Annotated in this window: 18 protein-coding genes and 2 tRNA genes; 18 read left to right on the top strand and 2 right to left on the bottom strand. The window is 48.7% G+C overall.

The genetic code is table 11. The annotated features are described in order from the left end of the window. Positions 1 to 8: 8 nt before the first annotated feature. The 15 genes from Q7J88_RS12535 to Q7J88_RS12465 all read left to right on the top strand — a co-directional run bounded on the left by Q7J88_RS12535 (position 9) and on the right by Q7J88_RS12465 (position 11,066). Positions 9 to 524 carry an adenine phosphoribosyltransferase gene (locus Q7J88_RS12535; RefSeq protein ID WP_303722572.1) on the top strand — a complete coding sequence of 172 codons (516 nt, stop codon included), beginning with the start codon at positions 9 to 11 and terminating at the stop codon, positions 522 to 524. A gap of 57 nt (positions 525 to 581) precedes the next feature. Continuing rightward, a tRNA-Arg gene (locus Q7J88_RS12530) sits at positions 582 to 658 on the top strand. A 63-nt stretch (positions 659 to 721) separates the two neighbouring features. Continuing rightward, positions 722 to 2,065: a UDP-glucose/GDP-mannose dehydrogenase family protein gene (locus Q7J88_RS12525; protein ID WP_303722571.1), complete on the top strand. Its 1,344-nt coding sequence runs from the start codon at positions 722 to 724 to the stop codon at positions 2,063 to 2,065. Next, entirely contained in the window at positions 2,058 to 2,474 is a 417-nt protein-coding gene (locus tag Q7J88_RS12520; protein WP_303722570.1) for a PaaI family thioesterase, read from the top strand. Before Q7J88_RS12525 ends, Q7J88_RS12520 begins: the two co-directional genes overlap by 8 nt. Positions 2,475 to 2,483: 9 nt before the next feature. Next, positions 2,484 to 3,035, top strand: coding sequence for an HD domain-containing protein (locus tag Q7J88_RS12515; RefSeq protein WP_303722569.1), 552 nt, complete (start codon positions 2,484 to 2,486; stop codon positions 3,033 to 3,035). A 68-nt stretch (positions 3,036 to 3,103) separates the two neighbouring features. After that, positions 3,104 to 3,178, top strand: a tRNA-Val gene (locus tag Q7J88_RS12510). A 59-nt stretch (positions 3,179 to 3,237) separates the two neighbouring features. Then, the gene (gene lipB / locus Q7J88_RS12505; RefSeq protein WP_303722568.1) at positions 3,238 to 3,897 is read left to right on the top strand and encodes a lipoyl(octanoyl) transferase LipB; all 660 of its coding nucleotides are present in this window, start codon (positions 3,238 to 3,240) and stop codon (positions 3,895 to 3,897) included. 44 nt (positions 3,898 to 3,941) lie between these two features. Next, complete coding sequence (locus Q7J88_RS12500) at positions 3,942 to 4,724, top strand: TIGR00266 family protein (protein WP_303722567.1); 783 nt, start codon at positions 3,942 to 3,944, stop codon at positions 4,722 to 4,724. 89 nt (positions 4,725 to 4,813) lie between these two features. Further along, complete coding sequence (locus Q7J88_RS12495) at positions 4,814 to 4,975, top strand: hypothetical protein (RefSeq protein WP_303722566.1); 162 nt, start codon at positions 4,814 to 4,816, stop codon at positions 4,973 to 4,975. Between the two features lie 631 nt (positions 4,976 to 5,606). Continuing rightward, positions 5,607 to 6,350, top strand: coding sequence for a TlyA family RNA methyltransferase (locus Q7J88_RS12490; RefSeq protein WP_303722565.1), 744 nt, complete (start codon positions 5,607 to 5,609; stop codon positions 6,348 to 6,350). Next, a complete protein-coding gene (locus Q7J88_RS12485; protein ID WP_303722564.1) occupies positions 6,343 to 7,119 on the top strand; it encodes an SAM-dependent methyltransferase in 777 nt (258 codons plus the stop codon). The genes Q7J88_RS12490 and Q7J88_RS12485 overlap by 8 nt, the downstream gene beginning before the upstream one ends. Continuing rightward, complete coding sequence (locus Q7J88_RS12480; protein ID WP_303722563.1) at positions 7,116 to 8,072, top strand: peptidase U32 family protein; 957 nt, start codon at positions 7,116 to 7,118, stop codon at positions 8,070 to 8,072. The genes Q7J88_RS12485 and Q7J88_RS12480 overlap by 4 nt, the downstream gene beginning before the upstream one ends. Positions 8,073 to 8,098: 26 nt before the next feature. Continuing rightward, complete coding sequence (locus tag Q7J88_RS12475) at positions 8,099 to 8,446, top strand: histidine triad nucleotide-binding protein (RefSeq protein WP_303722562.1); 348 nt, start codon at positions 8,099 to 8,101, stop codon at positions 8,444 to 8,446. A 62-nt stretch (positions 8,447 to 8,508) separates the two neighbouring features. Further along, positions 8,509 to 9,912: an HD domain-containing protein gene (locus tag Q7J88_RS12470; protein ID WP_303722561.1), complete on the top strand. Its 1,404-nt coding sequence runs from the start codon at positions 8,509 to 8,511 to the stop codon at positions 9,910 to 9,912. Further along, entirely contained in the window at positions 9,912 to 11,066 is a 1,155-nt protein-coding gene (locus Q7J88_RS12465) for a polysaccharide deacetylase family protein (protein WP_303722560.1), read from the top strand. Before Q7J88_RS12470 ends, Q7J88_RS12465 begins: the two co-directional genes overlap by 1 nt. On the opposite strand, the gene Q7J88_RS12460 is transcribed toward Q7J88_RS12465, so the two are convergent. After that, complete coding sequence (locus Q7J88_RS12460; protein WP_303722559.1) at positions 11,004 to 11,903, bottom strand: glucosaminidase domain-containing protein; 900 nt, start codon at positions 11,901 to 11,903, stop codon at positions 11,004 to 11,006. The two genes, Q7J88_RS12465 and Q7J88_RS12460, sit on opposite strands and share 63 nt — an antisense overlap. A 170-nt stretch (positions 11,904 to 12,073) precedes the next feature. Between Q7J88_RS12460 and Q7J88_RS12455 the strand changes: the two genes are divergently transcribed. The 3 genes from Q7J88_RS12455 to Q7J88_RS12445 are packed head-to-tail and all read left to right on the top strand — an operon-like array spanning position 12,074 to position 13,220. Further along, positions 12,074 to 12,493, top strand: a complete 420-nt coding sequence (locus Q7J88_RS12455; RefSeq protein ID WP_303722558.1) for a secondary thiamine-phosphate synthase enzyme YjbQ — start codon at positions 12,074 to 12,076, stop codon at positions 12,491 to 12,493. A 59-nt stretch (positions 12,494 to 12,552) separates the two neighbouring features. Further along, complete coding sequence (locus Q7J88_RS12450) at positions 12,553 to 12,717, top strand: hypothetical protein (protein ID WP_303722557.1); 165 nt, start codon at positions 12,553 to 12,555, stop codon at positions 12,715 to 12,717. Between the two features lie 26 nt (positions 12,718 to 12,743). After that, positions 12,744 to 13,220 carry a ferritin family protein gene (locus Q7J88_RS12445; RefSeq protein WP_303722556.1) on the top strand — a complete coding sequence of 159 codons (477 nt, stop codon included), beginning with the start codon at positions 12,744 to 12,746 and terminating at the stop codon, positions 13,218 to 13,220. Between the two features lie 84 nt (positions 13,221 to 13,304). On the opposite strand, the gene Q7J88_RS12440 is transcribed toward Q7J88_RS12445, so the two are convergent. Further along, complete coding sequence (locus Q7J88_RS12440; protein ID WP_303722555.1) at positions 13,305 to 14,228, bottom strand: IS1595 family transposase; 924 nt, start codon at positions 14,226 to 14,228, stop codon at positions 13,305 to 13,307. Positions 14,229 to 14,425: the final 197 nt, after the last annotated feature.

Genomic DNA, 14,425 nt, shown 5'->3' with positions numbered 1-14,425 from the left:
GAGTTGACATGGATCAGTTAAAAGACATTATTCGTGACATTCCCGATTTTCCCAAAAAAGGGATTGTTTTTAAAGATATAACAACTTTACTGTCCGATGCCAAAAGTTTCCACCGGATGGTTGATCTGTTGGCGCACCGTTACGTTGGTGAAAAAATAGATCAGATCGTCGGGATTGAAGCCCGCGGTTTCATCCTCGGTTCGGCATTGGCGTATAAATTGGGTACCGGTATCACCTTGGTGCGTAAACCAGGAAAGCTTCCCTACAACACCCGTAGTATCAGCTATGAACTGGAATATGGGTCTGACACGCTGGAAATTCACGAAGATGCATTCAAACCTGGCGACAAGGTGATCATTGCCGATGACTTGCTGGCCACCGGCGGTACTATGGCGGCGGTTGTTGACTTGGTGAAACAGTTCGGTGCCGAGATCCACGAGTGTGCCTTTATGGCCGAATTGGAATTTTTGAACGGTCGGGAAAAACTGCCAGAAGGTAAGGTGTTTAGCCTGCTAAAGTTCTAACGACTGTTTCAGTAAGAGCTTGAAAAAACAGCCTTGCCGCGGTATAAGCGTGCCGATGGCCCCGTAGCTCAGCTGGATAGAGCGGCACCCTCCTAAGGTGAAGGTCGGAGGTTCGAATCCTCCCGGGGTCGCCAACAATACAGAAATAATGGGCTACATTTGTAGCCCATTTCTCATTTCAGTTTGGAGAAATCAGGATGAATTTGACGGTGGTTGGGACCGGTTATGTCGGTCTGGTAAGCGGTACTTGTTTCGCTGAAATGGGTAATCGGGTTTATTGCGTTGATATTGACGAAAATAAGATTGCTGGATTGATACAGGGTCAACTGCCGATTTACGAGCCCGGGCTTGAATCAATGGTCCTGCGGAACCACGCTGAAGATCGATTGCTGTTCACGACCAGCCTTGCCGAGGCGATGGCTGATTCCAAGATCTACTTCATTGCTGTCGGAACACCTCCTGATGAAGACGGCTCAGCCGATCTCAAATATGTTCAGGCTGTTGCACGCCAGATTGGTCAGTTGATGACCGATTATTGTGTTATTGTTGATAAATCGACGGTGCCGGTTGGTACGGCAGATCTGGTCCGGGCTACAGTTTTGGAGGAGTTGGAGAAACGCAACCTTCAAATCGCGTTTGACGTGGTCAGTAACCCCGAGTTTCTTAAAGAAGGGGCGGCGATCGACGATTTCATGAAGCCTGACCGGATTATCGTTGGCAGTGACAGCGAGAAGGCTTGTGAACTGATGCGGCAACTCTATGCACCGTTTAACCGGAACCATGAACGGACCATGTTTATGGGGGTGCGCGACGCAGAAATGACCAAGTACGCAGCTAATTCGATGCTGGCAACAAAAATTTCCTTCATCAACGAGATTTCCAATCTTTGCGAGTTGCTGGGTGTCGATGTGGAAAATGTGCGCCGAGGGATCGGTTCCGATTCGCGAATCGGCTTTTCTTTTATTTACCCAGGTTGTGGGTATGGCGGTTCCTGCTTTCCAAAGGATGTTCAGGCGTTGATCCGTATGGCACATGATGTTGATTTCGAACCACAATTGCTGTTGTCCGTCGAACGACGGAATCAAGAACAGAAGAAATGGTTCGGCCGTCAACTAGCAAAGCGGTTTGGCGAAGATCTCTCGGGGATGGTGTTCGGGGTTTGGGGCTTGTCATTCAAACCGGGAACCGACGATATGAGAGAAGCGCCAGCCAAAATTCTACTCGCCGATTTGATTACCTCCGGTGCCAAGGTGTTGGCCTACGATCCAGTAGCTATGGAAACTGCCGAGCAAGAGTTGCCAGCGGAGTGGTTCGAAAAAGGTAATCTGCAACTGGTCGCTAACCAATATGAAGCTTTGCAGTCGGCTGACGCAATGTTGCTGGTTACCGAGTGGAGACCGTTCCGCAATCCCGATCTGGCTGCCATGAGCCGCTCGATGAAACAGCAGATTATTTTTGATGGCCGAAATCAGTACGATCCTGAATATATCCGTCAAGAAGGTTTTGAGTATTACGGCGTTGGGCGCTTATCCGATGAGTGAGGCCGCAAAACAGGAGGTTGAAGCCGATTCCGGATGCTTCGTTTGTGGACCGAAGAACCTTATTGGCTTACAGGCAGATTTTACGACAGATAATAGCCAAGGTGCCAGTTACGCGGTTTTGCAGTTGTCTTCCGACTATCAGGGTTGGAAGGGGGTGATACATGGCGGGATCATCGCCTCTTTGCTCGATGAGGCTTGTATTTATGCTTGCCGGGCAAAAGCTGATCGGTGCGTTACTGCTGAGTTGCAGGTCCGCTACCGTAAACCGGTGCCGGTCGAGGCTCAGGTTGTGGTGACCGGACGGCTGGAAGACTGCAGCCGAAAAGTCTGGCAGGCTTCGGCGCAGCTGAAGATTGATGACAGCCTTTACGCTGAAGCAACAGCAAAAGTGTTTGTCCTTGACCGGTGAGGAAACTTCGTGGGCTTCAATTTGGTGAATCTTGGTGAAAAAGATGTGCAGTTTCTCGAGCAGGTCCAACGAGCGATGGAAGCATATTTTGCATCCGATGCACGACGGATATCCCATGCTCATGAAGTGCACAAACACGCAAAAGCTCTGTTGAAGTATATAGATGCCGAACCGGTATTAACATTGACTGCAGCCTATCTGCACGATATTGGTATCCCTGAAGCGGAACGGAAATATGGTCGTTGTGATGGTAAACTACAGGAAAAGGAGGGTCCACATGTTGCCAGCATGCTACTGGCCAATATCGGTGCCGAAAGTCGATTCGTTGAGCAGATTTGTGAACTGGTAGCAAATCACCATACTCCGGCCGGTGTTGATTCTCCAGAATTCCGAATTCTGTGGGATGCCGATGCGCTGGTTAATCTTGCCGAGGTGGTTACAGGCAAGCCGCAACATGTTGTCGAGACAATTTTAGATAAGGCGCTGGTTACAGAAGCCGGTTATCGTAGGGCGAAGGCGATTTATGTTGATCAGAAAAAGAACCCGGATTCATTTCCTTAGGTTTTTTAGTATGCTGTAATCGTTTGTTGACACCTCGATATGATATTGCTATAAAATTCATCCCATCAGGGCGGTTAGCTCAGCGGGAGAGCATTCGCCTCACACGCGAAGGGTCACTGGTTCAATCCCAGTACCGCCCACCAGATTCAACAGGGAGTTACGCGATGCGTGAACTCCCTGTTTTATTTTCAGGTTTAAAATAATGAATTTATCAGATACTCCGACTCCGTTAATCGTCGAAGATTGGGGTCTGCTTAAATATGAGCAGTCTTTTGAGCGGCAAAACCGTTTGCTTCTTGAACTCCAGGCGGGCCAGCGGCCTGACACCCTCGTTATGGTAGAGCATCCGGCGGTTGTCACTCTCGGTCGCCGAGGGTCGGTCGAGGATCTTAAAATCCCGCAGAGTGAATTTAATAGTTCAGGAGTCGAACTAAAAAACATTAACCGGGGAGGGCTGGCTACCGCGCATGAACCGGGCCAGTTTGTTGCATATCCGATTGTTGTCTTAAAGAAAAAGGATTTGCGTTGGTATGCTGACTCATTACTCAAAGTGGTTGTTGCGGTCTTGCATGAATACGGTCTGGAAGGGGTTTTGAAAAAAGGAGAGCCGGGTGTATGGGTGAATGGGGGGAAAATCTGCAGCTTTGGTATCGCGGTCAAAAAATGGTGTTCCATGCACGGCATCGCTTTGAATGTGAATAATGATTTGAAAACTTTCGGGCTGATAGTTCCCTGTGGCCGTCCTCAAGAAACTGTTACCTCGATAGTACGTGAATTAGGTAGCCCAGTGGATATGGATGAATTGAAACAATATTTCGTCAGTAAATTTTGCACGACTTTCTCATATCAACCAAAAGCCTGATAAAGTTTAAACCTGTTTTCGTTTTTCAGCGGGTGGAGGAGACGATGAAGTGTCATGAAGTTGATTATCAGATCATCGGTGATGATATGCAGATGGTTGAAATTGAACTTGACCCACAGGAAACAGTGATCGCCGAAGCCGGTGCCATGACCTACATGGAAGCAGGAATCAATTTCGAGTCACGGATGGGGGATGGCTCAGAGCCAGAGCAGGGAGTGTTCGGCAAATTGCTTGGTGCCGGGAAGCGGGTGTTGACCGGGGAGTCGGTTTTTATGACCCACTTTACCAATGTCGGTTCAGGGAGGCAGCATGTTGCTTTTGCCGCACCCTATCCAGGCAAGATTATCCCGCTTGATCTGGCGACTGTTCCCGGGAACCAGATCCTTTGTCAGAAGGACTCCTTTCTGTGTGCCGCATCCGGAACCAGTATCGGTATCGCATTTCAGAAGCGGTTAGGGGTTGGTTTTTTCGGTGGCGAAGGATTTGTCTTGCAGAAACTGCAAGGGGATGGAATGACCTTTATTCATGCTTGCGGAACCATCATCAAAAAGGATCTGCAAGGAGAAACATTGCGGGTAGATACCGGATGTGTCGTTGCCTTTGAGTCTGGCATTGAATACAGTATCGACCGCGCTGGCAGTTTGAAAAGCATGCTTTTTGGTGGAGAGGGGTTGTTTCTGACCACCCTACGTGGAACTGGGCGGGTTTGGTTGCAGAGTCTTCCCTTCAGTCGTTTAGCAGATCGGATTATCTCCCATGCTCCGACTGCTGGTGGAGATCAGAAAGGCGAAAGTTCTCTGTTCGGACGAATGTTAAATGGTGACTAATTTATTATGTCCGTCTGGGTGAGGTGGTTTCGAGTGGCCCCGCTGTATCTGCATGGCTGTTAAAGATAGTAAACTAAGCCTTTTACAGCATGTCATGTAAAATCAAAACCTTTGATCATGCGATCTCCGTGGTTTGTGAGCGTACCTTTCGTAGTCTGGTGCTTGCTGCAAGTCTTAAGGGGATGAATAAATCCTACGGGTTGCTTGAGAAGATGCTCTGGGAAGATTCGATCGGTAGTGCGATTGGTTGACTAATTCTTGCCCATAAGTTTTCCATTGTCGACCAGGAAAAGGCTTTTCTGGTCAGGTTATTCAGTCACTTGAGTAAAGTGATCATAAATAATGACAATGCTGACAACTATCGGGTATAGATTGAGGAGGTCTATTCGGGGGCGGGAACTTTACTACACTGGAGGAGAATTATTCTTCCGCGGTTGTCGGAGCTGCAGTGCCTGATAAATGGAATTTTAACTGTTCATTGGTAAGGACGACTCTGCATCAATCATGATTTGAAAATTCCGGTAGAAGAAGAGAGGGTTGAGGATAGACGATTTACCGTTTTACGGCAACAGTCAATCTCTCTGACCCTATCTGTGGCAAACTGGAGATTGGCCAGCGGAGCCCGGATAACACTATTGAAGTGGCTGGCAGTCAAGGGGCTTTTGCATTGGACCTGAGTGAAGAAGAAGTTTGCGAAGCGATTGCAGAGGTTGAAGAGGTTTTCTCAGAAAATAGATATTTCTTTTTGAGTTAGTTTGTTAAAAGGAAACTTGTAAAGGGAGGCCTGGAAGCCTCCCTTTTTTGTAGGGAGATAGTTATCCTGTTTGGTAGGATAAATTACCTTATGTTAAGGTGTTAAGTAGGTATTGTTTGTGAGTAAGCATGAAGGAACGACTCGATAAATTGCTTGTGGAACTCGGGCTTGTTGCCTCTAGGGAACGGGCGCGGGCGCTTATTTTGGCCGGTAAAGTCGTTGTTGATGATCATCGGATCGATAAGGCTGGAATCCGTGTTGATGTCGACGCAAAGATCCGCCTTAAGGGGGAGGATTTGCCGTACGTATCTCGCGGTGGTTTAAAGCTGGAAAAGGCCCTCAGGAGCTTTCCGGTCGAGATTTATGATCGGGTGGCGATTGACGTCGGAGCCTCGACCGGTGGTTTTACCGACTGCTTATTGCAAAACGGTGCAGCCAAGGTCTACGCTGTTGATGTCGGTTACGGGCAGTTAGCGTGGAAACTGCGCGAAGATAGGCGGGTGGTCAACATGGAACGGTGTAATATCCGTTCACTGACGGCGGATCAATTGGATCCTTTGCCGTCGCTTGCTGTGATCGATGCATCCTTCATCTCCCTGTCAAAGGTGTTGCCGAGCACTTTGCCGTTGCTGACCAAGCAGGGCTCAGTTATCGCTCTAATAAAGCCGCAATTCGAAGTCGGTAAGGGAATGGTTGGCAAAGGGGGGGTGGTCAAGGATCCAGAACTGCATCAACAGGTTATCGAAAAGATTGAACAGCTTGCCATCGTGTTGCAATGCCGAGTCTTGGGTGTCGAAGAAAGCCCTATTATGGGCCCGAAAGGTAATCGGGAGTTTCTCATCTATCTGCAAAAGGAGCAGGTGTGTGAATAAGGTTTATTTTGTCGGTGCCGGACCAGGTGATCCGCAAATGCTGACTCTGCAGGGGGCTGCAGCTCTGGAGAAGGCGACAATCGTGTATCTGCCGCTTCCCTACGATGAGACGTTTGCTGAACTGTTGCAAGGAAAACAGATTCTGATTCCGTTCGACTACGATTTTGCAGAACTGCTTTCGCTTCTCGAAATGCAACTTGAGTCCTCAGCCGTGGCTTTTTTGATTCCCGGTGATCTGACCTTTTATTCACCTTTTCAGGGACTCATCAATCATTTTGCCGAGCGTGCTGAAGTGATTGCCGGTGTTGGTATAGCCAACGCCGCTTCCGCGAAATTGAAGCGGACGCTCGATTTGCCGTCGGTTTGTGATCGGGCGCTTATACTTTCGCCCAAAACGTTAGGCAACAAAGAAGATGCTCCAAAATTGGAGGACTTTGCTGCTCCTGGAGCTTCTTTACTGATTTATATGAACAATTTGCCGCTGGAGGAATTGGTGACCAAATTGCGCAATGGCTATGGTAAGGACGTGCCGATCGCCCTGCTGCACAAGCTTGGTCTGCCAGGAGAGAAGATTATCGAAGCGACCTTGGACAGCATCGTTGCCGCCTGTGACGGATTCGATTATTTTTACCTAGATGATCCGAGCAAAAAACCGGCCCTGACCTTTCTGATCGTTGGGGAAACCCTGCAGGCCGAGGTTGATGGTGGGTGGTGGGATTATCGTCGTGAAACAATGTGGAAACAGCGTAAAGTGGCTGAAGGTAGATGAAACTGATTTCGCCGATAGATCAGCTTGCCGAAGTGGATGCTTTGCTGCAGGCTGGTGCAGATGAACTTTATGGCGGCTACGTTCCTCCCGAGTGGCAGCAACGCTTTGGGATGCTCGCTAGCATCAATCAGCGCACGTTTGCCGGTGCACAAATCAACTCTTTTGCTGATTTGGAAAAGATCGTTGCTAGCTGCCATGAACAAAACCGCGATTTTGCTTTGACCTTGAACGCGCCATTCTACTCTGACAAGCAAGTACCGTTGCTGATCGATTATGTTGGTGAGGCAGTTTCCGCAGGAGTTGCCAGTGTGATTTTGGCTGATCTCGGTTTGTTGCGTGTTTTGAAACGAGAATTTCCTGATCTGCTCTATCATGCCAGCACACTGGCACATCTCGGCAATTCAGCGGCGGTTGAGTTTTACCGTCAGCAAGGCATTGGGCGAGCGGTACTGCCGCGCCATCTGCAACTTGCCGAAATTGCTGAGATTGTCAAAAAGGTCAAAGGAATCGGTTTCGATGCTTTCTTGTTGGTCGGGAAGTGTCCTAATACAGAAGGCTACTGCACTTTTCACCACTCAAGCTTGCGGAAAATATGGCCATGCGAAATACCGTATTGCATTGAGCCGGTTGGTGAAACTAGCCCGCAGCTGCAACTGGCGATCGCCAAACAGCAGAGCTGGTCGCAGACGGACCGTCGGCACGGTTGCGGCTTGTGCGCGATTCCGAGACTGATGACGGCCGGGATTTCAGGTTTGAAGCTTGTCGGACGTGGTGCACCTTTGCTCAGAAAGGTCAAAAATCTGCAACTCGCCAAGGAGTTTCTACGTTTGGCGGCAGAAAAGCTGCCGTTTGCTGAATATCATAGGCGGGCAGTGGCTGCTCATCGTAAACATTTTGGGATAGGCTGTAGTGAAAATGTTTGTTACTATCCCGAACTCTACCGATCAAATTAAGAGATAGCCCAGAAAGGAGAACAACCATGGCGACCAATTGTCTTTTCTGCAAGATCTCTGCTGGTGAAATTCCCGCCACGATCCGTTACGAAGATGAGGATCTGATAGCTATTGAGGATATCACACCGCAGGCGCCGCACCATCTTCTGATCGTGCCACGTAAGCATATTCGTACCACTCTAGATTTAACCACTGCCGATAACAACCTGATCGGGCATGTTTACCAAGTTGCAGGAAAACTGGCGAACGATCTCGGTTTTGCCCAGGACGGGTTTCGGATCGTAAATAATTGTAATGAAGCGGGCGGGCAATCGGTTTGGCACCTGCACTTCCACCTTCTGGGAGGCCGCGATTTTAGCTGGCCTCCTGGTTAGCAGGGACAACATCCGCATCGACAGATCTGATGACGAAGTTTGACACAAAAACAGAAAAACGCATGATCACAGAGATCATGGAATTACTGGTTACCCATTTTGGCGCCAGTCTTTCAGAAGATGAACTCGATCATGAACTGGGGCGGGTTGAACAGGCACTGGCAGATGCCCGTTCTTCCCACCAGGGACAAATGCGCAAGTCAGGGGAGCCGTATATCTTCCATCCGTTGCGGGTCACTCATCTGGCCGCACGGCACTGGATGGATTTTTCATCTGTTATTGCCGCTTTACTTCACGATGTTGTTGAGGACACGCCAGTTACTCTGGATGATGTTGAGAAAAAGTACGGCAGCGAGGTTGCTCATTTGGTTGATGGCTTGACCAAGGTGACCTCGGAAGTAAAATCACGCGATGAACTGAAAAAAGAGACCTACCGTAAGACTGTTCTGGTGGCGATTGACGATATTCGGGTGCTGTGTCTCAAGTTCTGGGACCGGATCGACAACCTGTTGACGATCGACGCGCTGCCGCCGCAAAAGCAGAGTCTGATTGCCGAAGAGACCCGTACCATCTATGTCCCTTTGGCGCAACACCTTGGCATGGGACATGTTGCGACGGAACTAGAGTCTCTTTCCTATAACTTGCTCTACCCGAAACGTGGTGAAAAATACAACCAGAAGATTGAGTTGCTAAAAAAGGAAAACACCGAATATTTGCGTAAGACGCGCGCCAAAATCATGACGGCATGCGAAAAGCAGAAACTATCGGTGCAATTGAAAGATCGCTGGCGTTCGTTCTCGGTTGCTGCTGTTCAGGATATGCCGCGCGGATTCGCAACTCTCTATACACTGGAAGTGCAGGTCGACCGGATGATGGATGCCTATATTTTTCTAGGCCTGCTGCATGGTCTCTTCCCGCCGATTCCCGGCAAGCTGCGTGACCATCTTAACCTGACATCAAAACATGGCTATCAGGCGCTAAAAACCACGGTGCAGGTTGGTGAGCAGCGGATGCGGGTCGAAATAACCACCCGCAAATTTGCACGTTTCAATCATTCCGGTGTGTTGGCGCCAGGCTTTAAGTTCCGGCATGATAATTTCCGTTCTTTGATGAAATCGCTGCTCGATGGGGAATCTGCGTTCGATACCGAAGCGCTGAAGCTGGCATCTGCAACCATTCAGGTTTACACGCCGCGCGGTGAAAGCCGCACCCTTCCGGAAGGGAGCAGCTTGCTTGATTTCGCTTTTGAAATCCACGAATCACTTGGCCTGCATGCTCGCCGTGGCCAGATCAACGGTCGCACCCGACAGCTGAAAACCCGCTTGCTGGATGGGGATCAGGCTGTCATCGAAACTTCGGAAAAACCCGAAGTATTGCCGAAGTGGCTGGAGTGGGCGGTGACGCCGAAGGCACGTAATACCATCCGCCGCTACCTGCGAAATAAAGTCAGATCTTCCCAAAGTTGATGAAAATTCTTACCTGTAAATCGATTTTCGTCTGTCTGTGGTTTGTCTTCGTATTTTGTTTGGCGGGTCAAGCTTTAGCGGTTGGGCAGGTCAACGCGTTTATCTATCACCGATTCGGTGAAAGTCGTTATCCCTCGACAAATATAGAAGTTGAAGCTTTCCGACAGCAATTAACCTACCTGAGGGAGCATGATTATCAGGTGTTTTCTCTCGAGGAGGTTGTACGTCGTTTGCGGGCAAGCGAAAACCTTCCGGAAAAAGCCGCCGTATTGACGGTCGACGATGCTTTCACCTCCTTTGCCGAAGGGGGGATGCCGATCGTTCGCGAGTTCGGTTTTCCGATTACCCTTTTTGTGAATACTGATGCTGTCGGGGATCATGGTTATCTCGACTGGGAACAGATCAAAGCTTTACATGAAGAAGGGGTGGAGATAGGGAATCATACTGCCAGCCATGCCTATTTGGTTGAGATGGCGGAGGGAGAGGGTTTTGACGACTGGCGAAAGCGGATTGTAATGGATATTGAGAGGGCTCAGCAGGAATTTGCCGGGCACCTTGGGTTTACGCCAACAACGATTGCTTACCCCTATGGCGAGTATGCAGATGAAGTGGTCGAAATTGTCAAACAGCTTGGATTTAAGGCTGCTTTAGCTCAGCAGTCGGGGGTTATTCATTCAACTTCAGATCTCTATGCCTTACCCCGTTTTCCGATGGGTGGCCCCTACGCTACGCTGAAAGAGTTTGCTGATAAGCTACTGATGAAGCCATTGGCGGTGATTGGGGAAGAACCCTATAGCCCTATCCTCCAGGAAAATCCGCCGAAATTACTGTTGCAGATCGACGTGACGGATGTCGACATGCGACGTGTCAACTGTTTTGTACAGGGGGAAAATAGCTGTCGTGTCGAAGTTGTAACAGGGCAGGAAGGCTGGTATCGTGTCCAAGCTGATCTGCCGCTAAGCAGTAGCCGTCGTAATAAATATACCTTGACCGTACCGGGAAAGAAGGGAGGCTGGCACTGGTACAGTCACCTGTGGGTGAACGCGAAATCGCCAGCGCTGAAGAACCGCAGGAACAACGGGCAGGAAATGTCAGCCGCGAGTCCGCAGGCCGACGTCGGTGAAGCGATTCAGTCGGTTGGCGCGAATCAATGACTGCAGGTCTTTGACATACTCTTCCCCGCGGATTGAATAGCGAAACAACCCTTCAGCCAGCTTGGAGCCATCAAGCGGTTGCCCATCAGCACGAGTTTCTGCGCGCAGCAAGCGAAGCTCCCTATAGGCGAAGTGGGTATTCAGGTTGTGCAGATAGGAGCGGATTGACTCGTAAATCGATTCAAAGCGGCGTACTTCATAGGTTGCCCCTTCGGGGCGGTCTTCAGGAATGATTCCTGCTCCTGGTTGGAAAGTCCATTCACCGAAAAGGTTGTTTGCCAATTGAGAAAAACGAGATGTTCCCCATGCTGATTCGTTGGCGGCTTGGGCCAGGGCGAGTTCGGCAGGGATTACATCCGCGCGCAATAAAAGCTCTTTGAATGCCTGTTTGGATGTCAATGCGCCTCTTTTGATTTTGTAACGAGTGGCCAAATCGGCTAATTGCTGAAGTTGATGCTCTTTCAGCTGTGTTTTATTCAGTACCAGCTTTTGCAGCTCCAGGATTTGCTTGCGTTCATGGCGAATTTCATTGTTGGCCAGCAGGATCATAGGCAACAAGGACTTAAAGAAAATCTGTTTTTTCCTGTATTTTGATTTGATATTGGACAGATCTTTCGGCAGGGTTTGCAAGATCAGTGGCGGAACCCCGTGATCAAGCTCTTTAAGATCGTAACTCTGGCGTTTAAATTCTTGTTCAAGCCCCTCTGCAGAAGACGTGCGCAAAAATTTGATGTCTGGACCCTGATAAATCGGAGCAGCACTGTCTGAGCAGCTGGCCAGTAACAGCGACAGCATGCAACTGAAATAGAATATGGTTTTGATCGAAAGTTTTGTCATGGTTCGTTTTTTGCCCTTTAATTAAAAAATACGACTGGGCAGTGTGCTTTATATAAAAACCGTTTTTACGAGTCAATGATAATCTGGAGTGTCCCAGGATTGCCTGAAGATGGTTTTATGTAACTTCCTGTAATTATGACTGATATCTAGTTGTTAAAAAGGATTTTGAAATGAAAACTTATCGTAAAGAAATATGGTTCGATATCCCTTTGCGGCGTGAGTTTCGGAATATTACCCATGAGATTGAAGGATGCTTGCGGGATAGCGGCATCAAGGAAGGCTTGCTCCTCTGCAACGCTATGCATATTACGGCATCCGTATTTATCAACGACGATGAGCGAGGCTTACATCATGATTTCGAACGGTGGCTGGAAGGGCTTGCTCCACATGAGCCGCTTAGTGACTATCAACATAATAATACCGGTGAGGATAACGGAGATGCCCATTTAAAAAGGACCGTCATGGGGCGAGAGGTTGTTGTCGCTGTTACTGACGGGAAGCTTGATTTCGGGCCTTGGGAGCAGATTTTTTATGGTGAGTTTGACGGCCGACGCAGGAAAAGAGTTCTGGTGAAAATCATTGGAGAGTGACTTTGTATACAACAATGTGGTAAAATTTTTTATTTAAATTCAGTTTGTAAGAGGGCTTGATGGAGACGGTCAAAACAGCAAGTTTTGAATACTTGATAGGGTTGGCAAAGGAAAAGCCCGATGGGGGCTATACGTTCGTGCTTGATGGGAGCAGTTATGAGATTGAAGATGTGCTGGAAATCTCCAGAATAGCTGAAAAGCACGGTTATATCGTTATTTATTGAGCATTTGATGAACGGGAGAAGTTGAGATGAGTTTAGAAGAAGGTGTTTGTTATACTTATGAAGCTGCTTTGGAAAAAGCAATCGAGATGGAGGAAGAAGGATTTCGCAACTATCTTTACGCCATCAAAATAGTTAAAGATCGTCAGGCTAAAATGATTTTGCGTGACGCCGCTGCTGATGAACTGATCCATAAACAGAAACTTGAGATGGCACTGCTTGAAGGGCATCACGAAAGCAGTGACGAGATGAATAAGCCGGTTCCAACCATGAATCTTGACTATGTGTTCGAGCAGAAGGAAATTACCCCTGATGCAGATGCACGTCAGTCATTGGCTTATGCAATCCATCTGGAAAAAGGGGCGGTCGATTTTTACCAGCGTTTGATTAACGGTTGTGCTGGTGCACCGATGGCTCCAATTTTTGAACGTTTGCTCGCTGACGAAACCCGCCATTTGAAGTCTCTTGAAGATTTTTATGAGAAATACTTTTTAGCGGAAAACTAGTAATAACAGCTTTTTGAAGACTTGATTCGTTGGGGGCATCACTATGGTGGTGCCCCTTTTTACTTATCTGGTTCTCTACTTCGCTCAAGTGATCGGTTCCAGAACCAGATTTTTCAGAGGAACTGGAACTGATTGAGCGGCTTGTTGCATGATTCGCCAAAATCGCTTGCCAACGGCTCTGCAGTTCCGGCGATTAAAGCGAAAGACATATTCATCCAGGTAGCGCTGCAAATACTGCGAGTCAAATCGCCCCTGGAAGGTGCCTAGCATAACCCGTTTCGCTAGTGACGTTACCAGATGAATACCCGGCAGCACGCTTTCTTTGTCAGCAGTCTTGCTCTGAACGATGGCTTTGTGAGAATAGCCTTCACCCTGCAAGCCGCTGTAAGCACCCCAGCCATCAGTCGTTATCTGGCTGCCGGCGGTGATGTTCGTTTTGATAAAAGACGTCAGTTCGTCTGCACTGCAGCATTCAATGACCTGCATGCGCAGTCGGCCGAGCTTGCGACCTTTGCGTTCGACGGCAATAGCAACTTTGCATTTATGTCCGGCCCCACGGCCACGCTTGCCGCTGTGTGCGCCGCCGAAAAAGCATTCATCGACCTCTACGGAACCGGACAGCTTGGTTCGATCCGGGAAAACCGTGCAGGTTCGTAATTTTTGCAACCAGCACCAGGCCGTTTGGTAGCTTCGAAACCCAAGCAAGGCTTGCAATGCGGTGGCATTGACTCCGTTCTTGCGGGTTGAAAACCACCACATGGCCTTGAACCAGTGAGTCAAGGGCTTCCTGGTACCATGAAAGATTGTTCCTGCCGTCACTGAGTGCTGATGTTCGCAGTGCCTGCAGAGATAAAGTCCTCTGGAACTCATCCAGTATCCATCATGGCCGCAGCGGGAGCATCTGAACCCCTCTGGCCAGCGAAGTTGAAGGAGATAGTCTAGGCAGGCTTCTTCTGAATGGAACCTGCGGTCAAATTCAACTTCATTGTTTGGAAAATCTTCAGTCATGGCTGGCCTCCTCTTTGAGATGAGGCCAGTTTGTACCCACTACGTGACAGCTAATGTCTCAACTGGAGCGAAGTGGACAACCAGATTACAAAATAGTCGTAGGGAAAGCCTCTTCTTTTAGAGGGGGATGGGAGATGACGAACAGTACTTGAATTTATCTCTGGAATATGAAATAATTCCAGCAATGTATAAAGAGA

The sequence above is a fragment of the Malonomonas rubra genome (assembly GCF_003247215.1).
GTDB classification, from domain to species: Bacteria; Desulfobacterota; Desulfuromonadia; order Desulfuromonadales; family Geopsychrobacteraceae; genus Malonomonas; species Malonomonas rubra_A.
This window is presented reverse-complemented; position numbering and strand designations above follow the sequence as displayed.